This window comes from Amycolatopsis sp. NPDC050768 (genome assembly GCF_040654155.1).
Taxonomy (GTDB): Bacteria; Actinomycetota; Actinomycetes; order Mycobacteriales; family Pseudonocardiaceae; genus Amycolatopsis.
This window is the reverse complement of the sequence record NZ_JBFAHL010000009.1, coordinates 328,285-346,514: the sequence shown is the minus strand read 5'-3', so window position 1 is coordinate 346,514 and position 18,230 is coordinate 328,285. Positions and strand designations below refer to the sequence as shown.

Annotated in this window: 20 protein-coding genes; 10 read left to right on the top strand and 10 right to left on the bottom strand. The window is 68.8% G+C overall.

Annotated elements, in window-relative coordinates; genetic code table 11:
• Window positions 1-81 precede the first annotated feature (81 nt).
• On the top strand, window positions 82-555 hold the full coding sequence (moaC, locus tag AB0H62_RS27410; protein WP_220244624.1) for a cyclic pyranopterin monophosphate synthase MoaC: 474 nt from the start codon (window positions 82-84) through the stop codon (window positions 553-555).
• Window positions 552-1,583, top strand: coding sequence for a molybdenum cofactor biosynthesis protein MoaE (locus AB0H62_RS27405; RefSeq protein ID WP_220244623.1), 1,032 nt, complete (start codon window positions 552-554; stop codon window positions 1,581-1,583). The genes moaC and AB0H62_RS27405 overlap by 4 nt, the downstream gene beginning before the upstream one ends.
• Window positions 1,584-1,726: 143 nt before the next feature.
• Here the strand turns inward: AB0H62_RS27405 and AB0H62_RS27400 are convergent, their stop codons facing one another.
• From AB0H62_RS27400 to moaA, 3 genes are all read right to left on the bottom strand, one after another.
• On the bottom strand, window positions 1,727-2,377 hold the full coding sequence (locus AB0H62_RS27400; RefSeq protein ID WP_220244622.1) for a transglycosylase family protein: 651 nt from the start codon (window positions 2,375-2,377) through the stop codon (window positions 1,727-1,729).
• 668 nt (window positions 2,378-3,045) lie between these two features.
• Complete coding sequence (locus tag AB0H62_RS27395) at window positions 3,046-3,297, bottom strand: MoaD/ThiS family protein (protein ID WP_220244621.1); 252 nt, start codon at window positions 3,295-3,297, stop codon at window positions 3,046-3,048.
• 25 nt (window positions 3,298-3,322) lie between these two features.
• The gene (gene moaA / locus AB0H62_RS27390) at window positions 3,323-4,396 is read right to left on the bottom strand and encodes a GTP 3',8-cyclase MoaA (protein ID WP_220244620.1); all 1,074 of its coding nucleotides are present in this window, start codon (window positions 4,394-4,396) and stop codon (window positions 3,323-3,325) included.
• Between the two features lie 427 nt (window positions 4,397-4,823).
• Here moaA and AB0H62_RS27385 point away from each other — a divergent pair, with 427 nt between their 5' ends.
• The 6 genes from AB0H62_RS27385 (at window position 4,824) to AB0H62_RS27360 (ending at window position 9,659) form a co-directional block, all read left to right on the top strand.
• Window positions 4,824-5,228 carry a TOBE domain-containing protein gene (locus tag AB0H62_RS27385; protein WP_220244619.1) on the top strand — a complete coding sequence of 135 codons (405 nt, stop codon included), beginning with the start codon at window positions 4,824-4,826 and terminating at the stop codon, window positions 5,226-5,228.
• Window positions 5,225-6,031 carry a molybdate ABC transporter substrate-binding protein gene (modA, locus tag AB0H62_RS27380; RefSeq protein WP_360589025.1) on the top strand — a complete coding sequence of 269 codons (807 nt, stop codon included), beginning with the start codon at window positions 5,225-5,227 and terminating at the stop codon, window positions 6,029-6,031. Before AB0H62_RS27385 ends, modA begins: the two co-directional genes overlap by 4 nt.
• 64 nt (window positions 6,032-6,095) lie before the next feature.
• A complete protein-coding gene (locus AB0H62_RS27375; RefSeq protein WP_255638758.1) occupies window positions 6,096-6,854 on the top strand; it encodes an ABC transporter permease in 759 nt (252 codons plus the stop codon).
• The gene (locus AB0H62_RS27370; protein WP_360589023.1) at window positions 6,851-7,927 is read left to right on the top strand and encodes an ABC transporter ATP-binding protein; all 1,077 of its coding nucleotides are present in this window, start codon (window positions 6,851-6,853) and stop codon (window positions 7,925-7,927) included. Before AB0H62_RS27375 ends, AB0H62_RS27370 begins: the two co-directional genes overlap by 4 nt.
• Window positions 7,928-8,032: 105 nt before the next feature.
• Window positions 8,033-8,827, top strand: coding sequence for an HAD-IIA family hydrolase (locus tag AB0H62_RS27365; RefSeq protein WP_360589021.1), 795 nt, complete (start codon window positions 8,033-8,035; stop codon window positions 8,825-8,827).
• Window positions 8,828-8,864: 37 nt separating this feature from the next.
• Complete coding sequence (locus tag AB0H62_RS27360) at window positions 8,865-9,659, top strand: metallophosphoesterase family protein (protein WP_220244614.1); 795 nt, start codon at window positions 8,865-8,867, stop codon at window positions 9,657-9,659.
• On the opposite strand, the gene AB0H62_RS27355 is transcribed toward AB0H62_RS27360, so the two are convergent.
• The 7 genes from AB0H62_RS27355 to AB0H62_RS27325 all read right to left on the bottom strand — a co-directional run bounded on the left by AB0H62_RS27355 (window position 9,643) and on the right by AB0H62_RS27325 (window position 15,228).
• Window positions 9,643-10,029, bottom strand: a complete 387-nt coding sequence (locus AB0H62_RS27355; protein ID WP_220244613.1) for a YccF domain-containing protein — start codon at window positions 10,027-10,029, stop codon at window positions 9,643-9,645. The genes AB0H62_RS27360 and AB0H62_RS27355 overlap by 17 nt on opposite strands.
• Entirely contained in the window at window positions 10,029-10,826 is a 798-nt protein-coding gene (locus tag AB0H62_RS27350) for a PhzF family phenazine biosynthesis protein (protein ID WP_360589019.1), read from the bottom strand. The genes AB0H62_RS27355 and AB0H62_RS27350 overlap by 1 nt, the downstream gene beginning before the upstream one ends.
• A gap of 302 nt (window positions 10,827-11,128) precedes the next feature.
• Window positions 11,129-12,592 (bottom strand): hypothetical protein, encoded by a 1,464-nt coding sequence (locus AB0H62_RS27345; protein ID WP_360589017.1) that lies wholly within the window; start codon window positions 12,590-12,592, stop codon window positions 11,129-11,131.
• The gene (locus tag AB0H62_RS27340; RefSeq protein WP_360589015.1) at window positions 12,589-13,071 is read right to left on the bottom strand and encodes a hypothetical protein; all 483 of its coding nucleotides are present in this window, start codon (window positions 13,069-13,071) and stop codon (window positions 12,589-12,591) included. Before AB0H62_RS27340 ends, AB0H62_RS27345 begins: the two co-directional genes overlap by 4 nt.
• 99 nt (window positions 13,072-13,170) lie before the next feature.
• Window positions 13,171-13,725: a DUF3558 family protein gene (locus AB0H62_RS27335; protein WP_360589013.1), complete on the bottom strand. Its 555-nt coding sequence runs from the start codon at window positions 13,723-13,725 to the stop codon at window positions 13,171-13,173.
• Between the two features lie 101 nt (window positions 13,726-13,826).
• Window positions 13,827-14,381 carry a hypothetical protein gene (locus AB0H62_RS27330; RefSeq protein WP_360589011.1) on the bottom strand — a complete coding sequence of 185 codons (555 nt, stop codon included), beginning with the start codon at window positions 14,379-14,381 and terminating at the stop codon, window positions 13,827-13,829.
• 79 nt (window positions 14,382-14,460) lie between these two features.
• Window positions 14,461-15,228: an ESX secretion-associated protein EspG gene (locus AB0H62_RS27325; RefSeq protein WP_360589009.1), complete on the bottom strand. Its 768-nt coding sequence runs from the start codon at window positions 15,226-15,228 to the stop codon at window positions 14,461-14,463.
• 133 nt (window positions 15,229-15,361) lie between these two features.
• Between AB0H62_RS27325 and AB0H62_RS27320 the strand changes: the two genes are divergently transcribed.
• A complete protein-coding gene (locus AB0H62_RS27320) occupies window positions 15,362-17,020 on the top strand; it encodes an AMP-binding protein (RefSeq protein WP_360589007.1) in 1,659 nt (552 codons plus the stop codon).
• Window positions 17,021-17,139: 119 nt separating this feature from the next.
• On the top strand, window positions 17,140-18,213 hold the full coding sequence (locus AB0H62_RS27315; RefSeq protein ID WP_360589005.1) for a hypothetical protein: 1,074 nt from the start codon (window positions 17,140-17,142) through the stop codon (window positions 18,211-18,213).
• Window positions 18,214-18,230: the final 17 nt, after the last annotated feature.

Sequence of the window (18,230 nt, the reverse complement as noted above, 5' to 3'; positions counted from 1 at the left end):
GGCCCTGGAGGCCCCGTCATCGCTTACCGCGGTGACGGGGCCTTTTTGTCGGCCGGGACACCGCTGGCATAGCCTCGTGGGGTGAGTGAACTCAGCCACGTCGACGAAACCGGCGCCGCGCGGATGGTCGACGTCTCCGGCAAGACTGCGACCGCGCGCACAGCGCTCGCCGGCGGCACGGTGCACACCACCGCCGAAGTGGTGGATCTGTTGTCCGCCAACGGGTTACCGAAGGGCGACGCCTTGGCGACGGCCCGGATCGCCGGCATCATGGGCGCCAAGCGCGTGCCGGAACTCATCCCGTTGTGCCACCAGATCGCGTTGTCCGGCGTGAAGGTGGAGTTCGAACTGGACGGGAGCGCCGTCCACATCAGCGCGACGGCGAAGACCACCGACGTCACCGGCGTCGAGATGGAGGCCCTCACGGCCGTCGCGGTCGCGGGGCTCACGCTGCACGACATGATCAAGGCCGTGGATCCGGCCGCGACGCTCGACAACGTCCGGCTGATCCGCAAGGACGGCGGCAAGACCGGCACGTGGGAGCGGCAGTCATGAGCGAGGCACGGGTGATCGTGGCGTCCAACCGCGCCGCGAAGGGCGTCTACGAGGACAAAACCGGGCCGGTGCTCGTGGAGTGGCTCGCGGCGCGCGGTTATGCGGTGCCCGGCCCGGTGGTCGTCGAGGACGGCGAACCGGTGGGGATCGCCTTGCGCGCGGCGGTTTCCGAGGGCGTCGCGGTGGTCCTGACCACAGGCGGCACGGGCATTTCGCCGACGGACCGCACTCCGGACGTCACGCGCGAAGTGCTGGACTACGAGCTTCCGGGCGTCGCGGACGCGATTCGCTCCGCGGGCCTGCCGCACGTGCCGACGGCCGTGTTGTCGCGCGGCCTCGCGGGTGTCGCGGGCCGCACGCTCGTCGTCAACCTGCCCGGCTCGCGCGGCGGCGTGAAGGACGGGTTGGGCGTGCTGGAGGGGATCCTCGACCACGCCGTGGACCAGCTCGCCGGCGGCGACCACCCACGACCTGCTTCAGAAGAGCTGGCCAAGGCCGAACAAGCCGCTGAGTCCACGGAGAACTCGGCGTCCGTCGCCGACGCACTCGCCGCGGACTCGCTGCCGGCGGATCCGCTCGAAGCCAAGACCCCGAGCACACCCGCGGTCCGCATCCTCCGCGCGGAGGTCAGCGACCAGCTGTTGTCCGTCGACGAGCACGCCCGCCTCGTGGAGGACGACGCGGCCGGCGCCGTCGTCACCTTCGGCGGGGTCGTGCGCGACCACGACGGCGGCAAGGGCGTGCTCGACCTCGTCTACGAAGGCCACCCCACCGCGGGCGAGGTGCTCGCCCAGGTCGTCACCGAGCTCGCCACGGGCTGGACGGGTGTCCGCGCCGTGGCCGTGAGCCACCGCGTCGGTCCGCTCGCCATCGGCGACGTGGCGCTGGCGTGCGCTGTCGCCGCCGAACACCGCGGCCAGGCCTTCTCGGCCTGCGCGGAGCTCGTCGACGAGGTGAAGGCCCGGCTCCCGATCTGGAAGCACCAGCACTTCACCGACGGCTCCGACGAATGGGTCAACTCACCCTGATCCGCTGCGGCAATGGCCGTTCGTCAGACCCCACGAAGGGCCCCACCGCCGGGGGAAATTCGCGGTGGGGCCCTTTCGTCGGATCACAGCCAACCGAACGCTGCGCCCTGAAGGACTTCACGACCTCACGAGGAGGTCAGGAGTCACTTGGTGGCGATCTTCTGACCGACCAGGATCAGGTCGGGGTTCGGGATGTAGGACTTGTTCAGGGTCTGCAGCTTCTGGAAGCCACCCTGAACGTTGAGCTGCTTGGCGATCTTCGACAGGCTGTCGCCGGACACGACGGTGTAGTCACCGTTCGGGTTCGAGCTCGGCACGCCGGTGACCGGAGTGCTGGCGACCTTCTTGGGGGCGCTCGTGCTCTTCTTGGGGGTCGTCGACTTCTTGGCAGTCGACTTCGAGGTCGACTTGGTCGACTTCGTCGACTTGTGCGCGGCGGTCGAGCCGCCGGCACCCTTGCCGTAGCAGTTCGGCCACGCGCCGCCGCCCTGACCCGCGAGAACGCGCTCGGCCACGGCGATCTGCTGCTCACGGGAAGCGCTCGACGCGCTGCCGGTGCCGCCGTAGGCCTTCCAGGTGCTCTGCGTGAACTGCAGGCCGCCGTAGTAGCCGTTGCCGGTGTTGGTGTTCCAGTTGCCGCTGCTCTCACACTGCGCGACAGCGTCCCAGTTGGTCGCCGACGCGGGGGTCGCGGCGATCGCGATGGGCGCGCCGACCGCGATACCCGCGACAGCGACGCGGGCGATGGTGCGGGTGGCGGCGGACATCTTGCGGTGCTTGCCTCGGTAAGACATGAGAATACTTCTCGGTTTTCCTGCGCCTACGAGCCCGAAGGCTGAGGGCCGGGTTGGGAGCCCGTCCGCCCGTTGCCGGGCGGCAGACGCGGACTGCGCACGACGCGCGGTCTTCGTCCCCTCGTCCCTGTCCGGAAATGCTTTCGCTCGGGGTATGGGTCCGGGGATCCGCTGGACAGGGCTAGGCACTACGGATTCCCGGTCTTGCTCGGTTGGTCGGGGCCAACCGAAAAGCGACGGTACGTAATGAGAGCCGTGATCGGAAATCATTCGGCATGTGACCTACGTCACAGTAACAGCACGCAACCTCTCGCGATCGGCATGTTTGCGCAGGTCAGAGGGCCGTTATCTGCCCGTTTTCTGCCCGAGATATTTCACAGATCGTGAGGCTTGGATCACGTCGATAAGGCGTCAACGGTCCATTCGCGCGGCCTTTGAGTTGGGCACCTTAAACCACTCAGTGCGAAGTCTGCCAGTGCACGTCGAGTGGTTCTGTGGGTGTCCGGGAATACGCCGTGAGCGAACTACTCCGGAGAGTAGGTATTGACAAAAATGGCCGCTCAAGGCGCCTTGAGCGCCGCTCGGCGTGGTCCGGACCAAATGGCCGGACAGGAGGGTTCAAGGGCCCAGTGAGCCACTGAGCCGGGTCTGGCGGGGTCTCGCGAGGGTCAGCCGCCGGCGAAGGGTGGGAGCACGTCGAGTTGCGCTCCGTCACTGAGGGCGCGATTCTGATTACGGACGGCAACCTCGTTCAACAGGAAGCTCGCCGCGTCGAGGATGCGCGGCAGCGGTCCCGGATGCAGTTCGCGCACCAGGCGGACGGCGTCCGCGACGGTCGAGCCCTCAGGAAGCTTCAGCTTCTCCTCTTCCACTCCCGCCGCCGCGCGGGCGGAGGCGAAGTAGCGGACCAGCACGGTCATCGGTTCCAGAGACTGGGGTGACATGTCATCCGCCGATCGCACTCATGGGCCGGATCGGCTGCGCGAACCCGGCTTCGTTGATCTCGTGGCCGGCGAGCTTGCCCCACATCGTGGCCCGCCACGCGTCCGCTACCTCTTCATCGCGCGCGCCCGCGCGCACGAGGGCGCGCAGGTCCGTCTCGTCGTTGGAGAAGAGACAGGAGCGCACCGCGCCGTCGGCCGTGAGCCGGGTGCGCTCGCACGCGGAGCAGAACGGCCTGGTCACCGACGCGATCACACCCACGTCGCCGGGTCCGCCGTCGACCAGCCACCGCTCGGCCGGCGCGCCGCCGCGGGCGGCCGGGAACGGCGACAGCGAGAACTCCTCGCCCAGCATGCTCAGGATCTCTTCGGCCGTGATCATCTCGCCGCGGTTCCAGCCGTGCTGCGCGTCGAGCGGCATCTGCTCGATGAACCGCAGGTGGTAGCCCTCTTCGAGGCAGAATCGCAGCAGTGGCACGGCGTCGTGGTCGTTGAGCCCGCGCATCAGCACGGAGTTGACCTTCACCGGCGCCAGCCCAGCGTCGCGCGCGGCCGCGAGGCCCGCCAGCACGTGGGAGAGGCGGTCGCGGCGGGTGATCTGCTCGAACAGGGCGCGATCCACGGTGTCGAGCGACACGTTGATCCGGTCCAGGCCGGCCTCGGCGAGGCCCTTCGCCCGTTTCGCGAGCCCGATCCCGTTGGTGGTCATGGAAACCCGCGGCCGAGGCTCGAGCGCGGTGATCCGCGCCACGATGTCCTCCAGACCCGGGCGCAGCAGCGGCTCGCCGCCGGTCAGGCGGATGTCGGTGACGCCCAGCGTCTCGACGGCGATGCGCATCAGCCGCACCAGCTCGTCGTCGCTGAGCACCTGCTCGCCGGGCATCCAGTCGAGGCCTTCGGCGGGCATGCAGTACGTGCAGCGCAGGTTGCAGCGGTCCGTGAGCGAAACCCGCAGATCCGTGGCCACGCGGCCGAACTGGTCGAGCAAGCCGGGATGATCGGGCCGGGGTGCCGAGGGCGCGCCGGACGAACCTCGTGTACCGGGGACGCGAGGAAACCCGAGATGTACTGCTGTCATTACGCACAGCCTAACTCGTGAACGCCTGAAAAGCCGACTCGTCCTTATCACCGGGTCGGCCGATGAAGGGCCTCTCGCGAGCCGTCGGTGACCTCCTCGTGACCGCCCGCTCACAGACCCGGCCGGGCCGCTCGCGCGCCGGCGCCGGCGCGACTGTCCGGAATCGACCGCACCGCCCCCGACCTCGCAGGACGGGGCGCAGAACTCCTGGCAGCGGGGCGGATTGCGGCGCGAACCCGACTGTCCACACCGGCTGTGACGTGGGTCATCGGCCGACTCGATCAGCGGTCGCGGGCGAGGGCTGCGGACCGTCCGGGCAAACCCCGAGCGTTACCAGAACGCAATACTTGAAGCGTCACACAACGAAGTGCTCGACAATTCACGTTTCACATAGCTTTTCCTCAACTGCGGCGATAATCTTCCGGCCATGCCGCAATTTCGGTTGTCCGAGGCCGCCCGGCTCCTCGGCGTCAGTGACGACACCGTCCGGCGCTGGGTCCGCGGCGGTCAGTTGACCGCGACGGACGACGCCGCCGGCCGGAAGGTCGTCGACGGTGCCCAGCTGGCGGGGTTCGCCCGCGCGCAGGCCGCCGGTCCCGAGGACCCGTCGGCAGTCGGCCGCTCCGCCCGCAACCGCTTCGTGGGGCTCGTCACCGAGGTCACCGCCGACAAGGTGATGGCACAGGTCGAGCTGCAGTGCGGGGCGCACCGAGTGGTGTCACTGATGAGTTCAGAAGCCGTCCGCGAGCTCGGGTTGCGCCCGGGTGTGCTCGCGGTGGCCGTTGTCAAGGCGACCACCGTCGTGGTGGAGACCCCGGAAGGAAACAGATGAAGAAGCTCGCCATCGCCGTAGCGGCGGTCGCGTTGTTGGCCGGTGCGTGCAGCGCGAACGACGAGGCCAGCACCAGTCCGGGCTCCGGCGGCCCGGCGGTGCCGTCGCCCGCCGGCTCGAGCGCGACGGGCACGCTCACGGTGTTCGCCGCCGCGTCGCTCACCGAGTCGTTCAACGAGCTCGGCAAGGAGTTCGAGGCGGCGCACCCGGGTGTCACCGTCAAGTTCGACTACGAGGGCTCGTCGGCGCTCGTGCAGAAGCTGGACAACGGGGCCAAGGCCGACGTGTTCGCCTCCGCCGACCAGGCCAACATGGACAAGGCCACGCAGGGCGGGGTGATCGACGGCCAGCCGACGGTGTTCGCCACCAACAAGCTGGCGATCGCCGTGGCCAAGGGCAACCCCAAGGGCATCAAGACGTTCGCCGACCTGAACAAGGCAGGCCTGACCGTCGTCGTCTGCGCGGCCCAGGTGCCGTGCGGCTCGGCGACGAAGAAGGTCGAGACGAACACTGGCGTGACGCTGAAGCCGGCCAGCGAAGAGACCGACGTCAAGCAGGTGCTGGCGAAGGTGCAGTCGGGTGATGCCGACGCGGGCCTGGTCTACGTCACCGACGCGACCTCGGCCGCGGACAAGGTCGACAAGGTGGACTTCCCGGAGGCTTCCGGCGCGATCAACAACTACCCGATCGCCGTCGTGAAGGACGCTCCGCAGGCCGCTCTGGCCAAGGAGTTCAACGACTTCGTGCTCGGCGCGCAGGGCAAGGCCGAGCTGACCAAGATCGGGTTTGGCCCGGCTCAGTAAGGGGCGACGCGGTGCGGCGGTCGAGCAACGGCCGCCGCATTCGCGGGTTCCCCTTGTTCTCTGGATCCCCGCCGTGGTGGCGCTCGCGCTCGTGGTGCTGCCCGTCGTCGGGCTGCTCGTGCGCTCGGACGTCGCCCGGTTCCCGTCTCTCCTGATCTCCGAATCGTCGCTGGCCGCGCTCAAGCTGTCGATGATCACGGCGCTGCTCTCGACGGTGGCGTGCGTGATCCTCGGTGTGCCGCTGGCCGTCGTGCTGGCTCGTTCGCGCGTGCGCGGCACGCGGCTGCTGCGCTCGATCGTGCTGCTGCCGCTGGTGCTCCCGCCCGTGGTCGGTGGCCTCGCGTTGCTGTACCTGCTCGGACGCAAGGGTTTCCTCGGCATCCTGATCAACGCGTTGACCGGCCAGCAGATCCCGTTCACGACCGCGGCCGTGGTGATCGCGCAGACGTTCGTGGCCATGCCGTTCCTGGTCGTGAGCCTCGAAGGCGCGCTGCGCGGCTCCGGCGACCGTTACGAGCAGGTGGCTTCGACGCTCGGCGCGCGGCCGTGGACGGTGTTCCGCCGCGTGACGCTGCCGCTGCTGCTGCCGGCGCTCGGCTCCGGCGTGGTGCTCAGCTTCGCCCGCGCGCTGGGTGAGTTCGGCGCGACCATCACGTTCGCCGGTAGCCTGGAAGGCGTCACGCGGACGCTGCCACTGGAGGTCTACACGCAGGCCGAGGTGGACGTCGACAGCGCGGTGGCGCTCGCGTTGCTGCTGATCGTGGTGGCGATCGTGGTCATCGCGGTGGCGCGGCCGCGGTCGTTCGAAGGTGGTTTCCGGTGACGCTCTCGGCTCGGATCGCGCTCTCGCGCGGCACGTTCTCCCTCGACGTCGAGTTCACCGTGCCCGAGGGAACGGTGCTGGCGCTGCTCGGCCCGAACGGCTCGGGAAAGTCCACTGTGCTCGGTGGCCTGGCCGGGCTCGTGCCCGTGACGTCGGCCGACATCACGTTGTCCGGCCGCGTGCTGGCGGGGGACAAGGTGAACCTGCCGCCGCACGCGCGGGGGGTCGGGTTGCTGTCGCAGGACGCGCTGCTGTTCCCGCATCTGTCCGCTTTGGACAATGTCGCTTTCGCCCCGCGTTCGGCCGGTGCGGGCAGGGTGAAGTCCCGGGAAGTCGCCCAGATGTGGCTGGCGGAGGTGGACGCGTCGGCGTTCGCGCGCCGGCGGCCCGGCCAGCTCTCGGGTGGCCAGCAGCAGCGGGTGGCGATCGCGCGGGCGCTGGCTTCGACGCCGTCGCTGCTGCTGCTCGACGAACCGTTCGCCGCTCTCGACGTGGACGCGGCGCCCGCGATCCGCGGCCTGCTGCGGCGGGTGCTGCGCGGCGGGCCGACCACGGTGCTGGTCACGCACGATCCGCTCGACGCGCTCGCGCTGGCCGACCACGTGGCCGTGATGTCGGGCGGGCGGATCGTCGAACGCGGGCCCACACGGGAGGTGCTGGCCGCGCCGCGCACGGCGTTCACGGCCCGGATCGCGGGGCTCAACCTGGTTGCGGGCCTCGCGGAGGCCGAGGGGCTGCGCACGAAGTCGGGTGACCTGGTGTCGGGGCTGCTTTCGCCGGACGCCGTGGTGGGGGAGGCCGCGGTCGCGGTGTTCGAGCCCAGCGCGGTGGCCGTGTACCCGCACGACGGCGAGCACCACGGCAGCCCGCGCAACACCGCCGAGGCCCTGGTCGCGGCCCTGGAACCGCACGGGCCCGTGATCCGGCTGCGCGTGACCGGCGGCGGCTGGGCCGAGGGCCTGACCGCCGACCTGACGCCGGCGGCGGTCGCCGACCTGGAGCTGGAGCCGGGCTCGTCCGTGACGCTGTCGGTGAAGGCCGCGACGGTGGCGGTGCATCCCGCGCAAGCCTGACTGCGTTGTGCCGCAATGGAAATCCTCTGCGGGCGCACCGTGGCGGGGTGCCGTGGTACGGTGCGCCTGTTTCGATCAAGTACCGCAGAACAGAGGACGGCGAGGGTGACTGAAGGACGCTGGACGTACCTGAGCGACATGGACGGCGTCCTGGTTCGCGAGGAGCATCTCGTGCCGCGCGCGGACGAGTTCCTCGGCGAGCTGCGGGACAACGGCATCGGCTTCCTGGTGCTCACGAACAACTCCATCTACACCCCGCGCGACCTGCGGGCGCGGCTGCTGCGCACCGGGCTCGACATCCCGGAGGAGTCGATCTGGACCTCCGCGATGGCCACGGCGCAGTTCCTCGACTCGCAGCGCCCGGGCGGCACGGCGTTCGTGATCGGCGAGGCCGGGCTGACCACCGCGTTGCACGAGGTCGGTTACGTGCTGACCGAACGCGACCCGGACTACGTGGTGCTGGGCGAGACCCGCACGTACAGCTTCAGTTCCATCACCAACGCCATCCGCCTGATCGACGGCGGCGCGAAGTTCATCGCCACCAACCCGGACGCGACCGGCCCGACGATGGAGGGCTCGCTGCCGGCCACCGGGTCCGTCGCGGCGCTGATCGAGAAGGCCACCGGGCGTTCGCCGTACTTTGTGGGCAAACCGAACCCGCTGATGATGCGCTCGGCGTTGCGGCGCCTCGGCGCGCACTCGGAGTCGACGCTGATGATCGGCGACCGCATGGACACCGACATCCACGCGGGCATCGAAGCGGGGCTGCAGACGGTCCTCGTGCTCACCGGGATTTCCACTCCGGAGTCGGCCGAACGCTATCCGTACCGGCCGACGAAGGTGATCGACTCGGTCGCCGACCTGATCGGGCGAACCCTGGACCCGTTCGGCGAAGCCTGACCGGCGTGCGCGCCGGAGCAGGGCCTATCGTCGAACGATGAGCGTGTATGTGGTGGGCGACGTCCACGGGCACCGCGACGCCCTGGCCGACGCACTGCGCGCCGAGGGGCTCGTCGACAGCGACGGCAAGTGGAGCGGCGCCGAAGACCAGCTGTGGTTCCTCGGCGACTTCGTGGACCGCGGTCCCGACGGTGTCGGCGTGATCGACTTCGTGCGTTCGCTGCAGGAACAGGCGCCGGAGGCGGGCGGCTCCGTGCAGATGCTGCTGGGGAACCACGAGATCCTGCTCCTGGGGATGTACCACTTCGGCGACCGCCAGGTGCCGTCGGACTTCGGGCCGCGCAGCTTCGCCCGCAGCTGGGAGATCAACGGCGGCCTGCTGTCCGATCAGGACCGCCTGACGCCGGAACACATCGAGTGGCTTTCGGCGCGTCCGTTGGTGGCGCTGGTCGACGACCACCTGCTGATGCATTCGGACACGCTGGAGTACCTCGACTGGGGCTCGGACATCACGTCGATCAACGCGTCGGTGGGGGAAATCCTGACCGGCAGCGACATCGAGGCGTGGTGGGACGTCTGGCGCCGGATGACCACTCGCTACGCCTTCCGCGGCCCGGCCGGCGAGGAGAACGCGGACGCGTTGATGGAAGCCCTGGGCGGTTCGCGGATCGTCCACGGTCACAGCGTGATCGCCGACCAGCTGGGCATCCACCCGGCACAGATCGAGGGGCCTTACCTGTACGCCGGCGGCAAGGCCCTGGGCATCGACGGCGGCTTGTTCGTGGGCGGCCCGTGCCTCGTGGTGCCCTTGCCTTTCACGCCTGAGCCGTAGGGACGTCGACGATCTCCTTGCCCAGCGGCATCAGCGACACGGGGATCAGCTTGAAGTTCGCGATCCCCAACGGGATCCCGATGATCGTGATGCACAGCGCGATGCCGGTGACCACGTGGCCGATCGCCAGCCACAGGCCGGCGAAGATGAACCAGATGATGTTGCCCAGCACCGACCCGACACCCGCGTCGCGCCGGTCGACCACCGTCCGGCCGAACGGCCACAACGCGTAGTTCGCGATCCGGAACGACGCCAGCCCGAACGGGATGGTGATGATCAGGATGCAGCACACGATGCCCGCGAGGACGTAGCCCACGGCCATCCAGAATCCGCAGAGCACGAGCCAGATGATGTTCAGCAGCAGGCGCATCAGACGTGCAGCTCCCCACTCACCACGGTGACCGCCCGCCCACTGATGCGGACGCGGTCGTTGTCGAGTTCGGTTTTCACGATCCCGCCACGCTGGGAGATCTGCTTGCCGGTCAGGTCTTTTCTGCCCAGCTTCCTGGCCCAGTAGGGCGCCAGGGCGCAGTGGGCGGATCCGGTGACGGGGTCTTCGTCGACACCGACGCCGGGGCCGAAGAACCGGCTGACGAAGTCTGTGTTGTCGCCGGTTTCGTCGGTCTCGCTGGGTTCGCCGGGGTCGCCGCTCGCGGTGATGATCATGCGTCCGGTCCAGGTGCTCTTGAGCTCCGTGAGGTCCGGTGTGGCTCGGGCGACCTGCTCCGGCGTCTCGAGCTCGACGAACAGGTTCTCCCTGCTGCGGCCGACGTACAGCGGCTTCACGTCTTCGTCGGCGAGGATGCGGCTGACGTCCGCTTGCGTCTCCCGCGGCTCGTCGACGGGGAAGTCCATCTCGATCCAGCCGTCTTCGTGCTTGGTGCATCGGAGGATGCCGCTGCGGGTCTCGTAGGTCTGTGTGCCGCCGAGGACCTGGGTCGCCGCGATGGTCGCGTGACCGCACAAGTCCACCTCGGTGGCCGGCGTGAACCACCGGAGGCTCGTCGTGGTGCCGTTCTTCCGGACGAAGGCTGTCTCGGAGTGCTTCATCTCGCCGGCGACCTGCTGCATCCAGGCCGCGTCCACGTCCCTCTCCAGGACCACCACGCCGGCCGGGTTCCCGGCGAACGCCTCCCCGGTGAACGCATCGACCACGTAGAACCGCATGGTTTGACGGTACCGGGGTGGGGTGGGTGGGGGTGTCAGGGTTTTACCCTGGATTTTGTGGTGTCGCTTTGTCGACCTGGGTGTTCTCTTCTTGCCTCGCGGGGCGTCTTCGCGGTGGGCTCGCCTTCGCAGCGCTGGTTGCTGCGGTTGTGCCGGCGTCATCGTGACACGGCTCTCACGCGTTGGTGTGGTGCCGTTTCTCGGCACTTGCGTGACGCGCGACGTTCACTGCTCGCGTCGACACTGTCTGAAACACAACGCGGCGCCACCCTCAGGTGGCGCCGCGCTCCGTCAGCCTCTACTCACCCACCGATGACCGGCGGTGTGATCTTCTCCCCATCGGGTCCGCGCTCGGGGCGAACCTCGAACACCTCGTCGGGGTCTTCCTGGTTGGGGAGCTTGTTCTTGTGCTCCTTGTCGTCTTCCTTCTTCTTGCCGGCCCCAGCGGCGCCGGCCGCTCCGCCTGCGCCGGCCTTCCCGGCTTTGCCCGCGTTGGCCGCCGCGGTCGCCCCACGCTCGAGCCGCTCGCCTGCGCCCTTGCCGGACTCGGCGCCTTCGCCCGCCGCGCCCTTGCCGGCCGCGCCACCGCCGGAGACGCGGCTGCCGGCGAACCCGCCGCCGGATCGCCCGGTTCCGCCGCCGGCCCGCCCGCCGCGCAGGGTCTCGTCGCCGGCGCCACCGGCGCCGCCCGGCCCACCCCCGCCGAACGCCAACGCGTCCGGGGACAGCCGCCCGAAGCCACCGCCGCCCGCAGGCGGGCGGAAGCCAGTGCCACCAGTGCCGCCAGGCCCACCGAAGGACCCGGCACCGGTGCTGGAGCCCGCGCCTGGAGTGAACGCGTTGCCGTTGAAGCCCGCGGCTCCGCCACCGGGGCCGCCGCCTCCCGGCGCACCTCCACCGGGCGACCCGAAGCTGCCGGCTCCACTGCTCAACGCGCCCGCGTGCCCTCCGAGGCCGACACCGGGCTGGGCGCTGCTGGCGTGGGTGCTGTCGTCCCCACCCCCGATCGGCGGCGGCGCCGTGAACTGGGGCTGGGTCGTGGACGTCTCGTGGTACGTGTTGTCCAGCCCCTGCATCACCTGAACGGCCTGCTGATGCGCGGCGTCCGCCTGCTGCTGTTTGGCGGCGATGGCGTTCATCGTCTGCGCGGCGGCCGCGGGATCCGCGACGCTCAACTGCTGCGTCGCCTTTTGCATCTCGGCCTGCTGGTCGAACTTCACGGGCTCCGGCATGTTCGTCTGCGCGTGCCCAGCCGCGGCGGCCTGCTGCGAATAGCGGTTGGAGCTCAGCTGCGCGGCGCTCGCGGTGTTCGAAGCGTAGGTCGCGGTGTTCTGGAAGAAGTTGTGCGCCTGCGACGCGCCCGAGCCCTGCCACTCGATCTGGCTGCTGTTGGCCGCGTCGTTGATCGAGTTGGACACGGCGGCTAGCCAGTTGCCGAGGTCGTTGGCGACTCGCCCGCGGGCGTCGAGTTCGCCGGGGTCCATGTTCGTGTGCACCATGTCGTACAGCTGCTGGTGATCGTGCGCCGCGTAGTTCGCGTTGGGGGCGGGGGCGTCGCCGCGGGTAGCCTGGCCCTCGAGTAGCTGCTGGCCTTGGGTTACCGAGTAATTCGAGGCCGCCTGACCCGTGCGCTGATCGACGGAGCCGCGGATGTTTTGCTGATCCTCGGCACCGAACCGCCCGGGCGCAGCTTTTTTCGAGAGGTCTGCGTGAGCCTGGCTGTAGTAGTCGGCTTCGTACTCGCGGGGCTGGGCGCGTTCGCTCATGAGTCCGCCTTGCCGATACCGGAGAAGGTCTGGGCGTGCTCGCTGTCGGCCGCGCTGTAGTTGGCCTTCGCGATCGCCAGGGCTTCCTGGACCTGCTTGATGCTTTCCTTGAGCAGTTCGAGGTTGGGGATCAGCGCCTGCCCATCACCGTGGGCAACTTTGACGTTGTAGTCGGCGACCTGGCCCGCGTAGTCGCTCGAGCCCATCTTGGCTCGAGTTATGAGCCGGTAGAAATCGATACTGATCTTGTCGTAGCCTGCGAGGAATTCGTCGCACACTTTGTTGTACGCCTCGAACCCGGCGTCGTTGATCGCGAACCCACCACCGGTGGCAAGCGCTTTGAACTTCTCGGCACTTTCGCTGACACGTTTTGCGCCTTCGGTGTCGAGCGGGTTGACCATCAAGTCGGGGAAAGGCGCCTGACCCTGACCGGTAGTCGAGGAGACCGGGTGATCCTCGAAGTTGGATGCATCCTCCATCGCTGCAGTACCCTCCCAGGCCACGCTGTGTGCTCCCGTGCCCACTCTAGATGTACGGACACGAGCTGTCAGCCGTTCATGACATCCGGGCAGCGATCATCACGTGTTCTTGGGCAAGAGCAGTTCGACCGCTGAGGCCAGGGTCCTGGCCTTGGTACATGCTTCGTCGGTGGTCCCCCGAGAGAACGATACAGCGATCGTTGCTCGTGATTTCGGCTTGACCTCGATAGAGACCGCGCAGACGCCGGTTTGCTGGGTGGGCTCTCGTTCGAGGATCGCTCGTCGAGCGCGGACGCTGCCGGAAGTGGCTTTCGCGGGGTTGGCGATGCTCGTGTCATAGGCCTCCCCGTCCTGCAGACCCAGGCTGAAAACGCCGGCCCCTTCTTGCTGCGTGTCGCAGGCGTGCTCCAGATCAGCGGTCGACGGCGTGGCTGGCGGGAACCCCTGCCCGGCGAGTGCCTGGTCCAGCGTCTTGCACGGACTCATCCCCGCCAGCGGGGTGTCCGACTGCGTGCTCGGCGCACTGCTCGACGCGGACCCTGCCGGGCTCACCGGAGTGGGATTACCTCCTACAGAGCCGTCACAGGCGGTCAGGGCGCAGGCGAGAGCGGCGAGGCCGACGAAGGTCACGAAGCCACGGATCGGTCCGGTCACCTGGTGAACACTACGGGTAGGTGATCGTCAGACGCGAGCCTGTGGTCGAGCGCGATCACGGGTCAGGATCATCGGGACGGCTCGGGTGGATACTTGGGCTGTCAGCCGTTCGAAGGAAGCATCAGATCGACAGCCTCGGCGACCTTCCGCGCGCCGATGCACGACTGGTCGGTGCTGCCGGACGACAGGGTCAGGACGACGAGCGCGCGCGACTTCGGCTTGACCTCCATGCTGACCCCGCAGCCTCCGGTTCCGTGGTTGATCCCCGGCTCCAAGAACGCTCTGCGTTTGCGCACATTTCCCGACACTAATTGGTCGGTGTTGGAGAAGCTCGTGTCGTAGCTCTGCCCGTCTTGAAGATCCAGGCCGACCGTGCCGTAGCCCGCCTTGAGCGATTCGCAAGCGTGTTCCGGATCCGCCAGGGTCGGTGTAGACGCCGGGAAACCCTGGCCGGCGACCGCCTGGTCCAGGGTCTTGCACGAGCTCATCCCCGCCAAAGGCGTGTCCGACAGTGGGGGTGTAGCGCTGCTCGACCCCTGCCCGGCGGACGTCGTCGGTGAAGGGTTGCCCTCGACCGAGCCGTCGCACGCGGTCAGCGAGAGCGTGAGGGTGGCGAGACAGGCGAGCGTAAAAAGGCCACGAGTCGGTCCAGTCACGTGGTGAACACTACGGGTAGACGCGCAGTGCCCGCGAGAAGATCCGCGAATCAGCCGCAACACGGTGTGACCCCCGACCTCAGCGAATGCCTTCCTCGATGGTCTCAAAAAGCCACCTTCGCAGGTGAGACCCGTCAGATGGCACGAACCGCAGCCGGAAGCCCCCATCGCGGAGCGGCTCGGAGAACGTGACGTACCGGCCGCCATCCGTATCGACGAACGTGGCCGTCGAGACGGGGCGGAGGGTGCCGTGGCGGGGGCGCAGGGACAGTTCCACCGTGCCATGCCGGTGCAGGGGCCACTGGGAGTAAGAGCCCAGAGCGTCCCGATCGCGGCGAGACGGAGCCGAGGTGAAATCCCGGTCTGAAAAGTCCGAAGCATCCGAATCTGAAGAATGCCGAGCCGGAGCCTGCGTAAGAGACACCGGAGCAACCGGCAGTGGCGGATAGGTCGGGAACATGCTCAACACCGTCTCCACCAGCCGATCCGGTCGCGTCTGCTGGAACCGGATCCCGTCGGGCTCGGACGACGAAAACACCCCCAGCCCCTCGCCGATGCAGGCCCGGTACAGCACCGTCCCGGAAGGCAACTCGGCGGCGCGGACGATGATCAGCACCTCAGGCCGCGTCCAAGCCTGCAAGGTAGCCAGAACGTCATGGTCCAGCTTGTCCGCATGAGCCAACCCCCGCGAACGCAGCAAAGCCCATGCCTCATCCGACAGCCGCTTGTGCTCATCCAGAGTCAGCCCAGGGCTGCGGATTTCAAAGGGGTGCCACGAAGCCGGCAGGCCACTGCGGCGGACGGCGACGTCGACTTCGGTCCAGCTCAGGGAGAACTCCTCCGGCACGGCCCAACCCCAACCCCTCGTGAAACGAACCCGCACCGAGCGTAGCGGAAGGTGGGTGCCCGGCCGGGTGGTCGTCGAACCCCCGGGTTCCTAGACTCGCGGGTGTCGACGAAGACCCCACCGGGAGGCAACCATGCCCGACGCGCCCGCCCTGCCCAGTTACGCCTCCGGGACGTCCGACGTCCCCCTGCTGGGTGACACCATCGGGGACAACTTCGACCGCACTGTGGCCGCGTTTCCCGAGCGCGACGCGATGGTGGACCGCGCGGCCGGTACGAAATGGTCGTATGCCGACCTCAAAAAGGACGTCGACCAGCTCGCGCACGGGCTCGTCGCCACCGGGATCGGCAAGGGGGACCGCGTCGGGATCTGGTCGCCGAACCGGGCGGAGTGGACGCTCCTCCAGTACGCGACGGCCAAGATCGGCGCGATCCTCGTCAACATCAATCCCGCGTACCGCTCGCACGAGCTGGAGTACGTGCTCAACCAGTCCGGTGTGCGGATGCTCGTCGCGGCGGACAAGTTCAAGACGTCGGACTACGCGGCGATGGTGGAGCGGGTCCGGCCGAACTGCGCGGGGCTCGAGGTCGTGGTGCTGCTGGGCACCGACGCGTGGACGGACCTCATGGCCAAGGGTGCGGGTGGCGACCCGGAGGCCCTGGCCGAGCTCCAGAAAAACCTGAGCGCCGACGACCCCATCAACATCCAGTACACCTCCGGCACCACGGGCTTCCCCAAGGGCGCCACGCTGTCCCACCACAACATCCTCAACAACGGCTACTTCGTCGGCGAGCTGTGCAACTACACCGAAGAAGACCGCGTGTGCATCCCCGTGCCCTTCTACCACTGCTTCGGCATGGTGATGGGCAACCTCGCGTGCACCAGCCACGGCGCGTGCATGGTGATCCCGGCGCCGGCGTTCGACCCGCGGGCGACGCTGGAGGCCGTGGAGGCGGAGCGGTGCACGTCGCTGTACGGCGTGCCCACGATGTTCATCGCGGAGCTCAACCACGCGGACTTCGGCGAGTTCGACCTGTCGTCGCTGCGCACCGGGATCATGGCGGGCTCGCCTTGCCCGGTCGAGGTGATGAAGCAGGTGATCGACCGGATGGGCATGACGGAAGTGTCGATCTGCTACGGCATGACGGAAACCTCGCCGGTCTCCACACAGACGCGCGCGGACGATTCGGTGGAGCGCCGCGTGTCCACGGTCGGCCGCGTCGGGCCGCACCTCGAGTCCAAAGTGGTCGATCCCGAGACGGGCCTCACCGTGCCGCGCGGCGTGCCCGGCGAGCTCTGCACGCGCGGCTACTCCGTGATGCTCGGTTACTGGGAACAGCCCGACAAGACGGCCGAGGCGATCGACGCCGCGCGCTGGATGCACACCGGCGACCTCGCCGTGATGGACGAGGCCGGCTACCTCAACATCACCGGCCGCATCAAGGACATGGTGATCCGCGGCGGCGAGAACGTGTACCCGCGCGAGATCGAGGAGTTCCTCTACACGCACCCGGACGTCCTCGACGCACAGGTCATCGGCGTGCCCGACGTCAAGTACGGCGAAGAGCTCATGGCCTGGATCCAGGTGCGCGAGGGCGCGCAGCCGCTCACCGCCGAGGCCGTGCGCGAGTTCTCGCAGGGCAAGCTGGCGCACTACAAGATCCCGCGCTACGTCCACATCGTCGACGGGTTCCCGATGACCGTTACGGGCAAGGTGCGCAAGGTCGAGATGCGCGAGCAGTCCGTGACGCTGCTGGGCCTCGAAGACGCCGCTTCGGCGAAACACGCATAGGGCAGGCAACCGGACAACAGGGTCGCGCGTGTTCCCCCTCGGAGACCGACGAAGGGGGAACATCGTGAAGGTCACCCGAAGAGTGTTCGCCGCGGGGGGTCGCGGCGGCGACGATCACCGTGCTCGCACCAGCGGCCGGCGCGATGGCCGCGCCGGCCGGGCCGATCGAGCTCGCGCCACGGGCGGGCGACACCTACACCGGGATCGAGGCGATCAACGACCACGGCACCGTCGTGGGCGAGTCCTACCCGCGTGAGACGCGGATTCTGTACCACCCGATGAAGTGGTCCGCCGCGGGCGAGGCCACCGCGCTGCCGACGCTCGGGGGCGCGCTGGGCCAGGCCGTGGCGGTGAACCAGGCCGACGTGGTCGTCGGAGTCGCCGACGACGCGCAAGGCGCTCAGCGCGCCGCTCGCTGGGCTGCTGACGGCACCGTCACGGAGCTGGCCACCCCCGGCGTGGGCGGTGGCGCGGACGCGATCAGCGACACCGGCCGCATCGTGGGTTCTTTCTACGACGGCACCTTTTCCCACGCGCTGCTGTGGGAGCGCGACGGCACCGTCCGCGAGCTGCCCGGCTTGCCCGGCGGCGGCTCGACGTGGGCCGACGAGATCACGCCCGACGGTCGCGTCGTCGCCGGTACCGCCGACGACGCGGGCGGCGACACCCACGTCGTGCGCTGGGACGAGCGCGGCCGGATCACCGACCTCACACCGGAGGGTGAGTACGGCCGTGTCGTCGGGATCTCCCGTGACGGCACGATCACCGGCTCGATCACGATCGGCGGCAACCACGTGGCCAAGCGGTGGGACCCCTCGGGCCGCGTTGTGACGCTGGGTGGAACCGAGGCGCCGAGCTCGGGGTACGCGTCGGGGATCAGCGACAACGGCACCGTCGTCGGGATCGTCGACCCGGACTTCGGCGGCAGCTACGCGACGCGATGGGACCGGGTGGGCCGCCCGACGTACTTGCCGAGCGACACCCGCAACGCGGCCGCCAACGCCATCAACCGCGCCGGCACGATCGTGGGTCAGGCCGAGGGCGTCGGCGCGAAGTGGGCGCCGGACGGCACTCGCACGAGGCTGGAACCGTTGCCGGGCCACACTTCCGCGGCGGCGCTGCTGATCAACTCGCGCGGCGTCACCGCGGGGATGTCTTACGGCGACGTCTGGCACGGCGTCATCTGGAGGTGACGCGGCGGGCCGTCCCC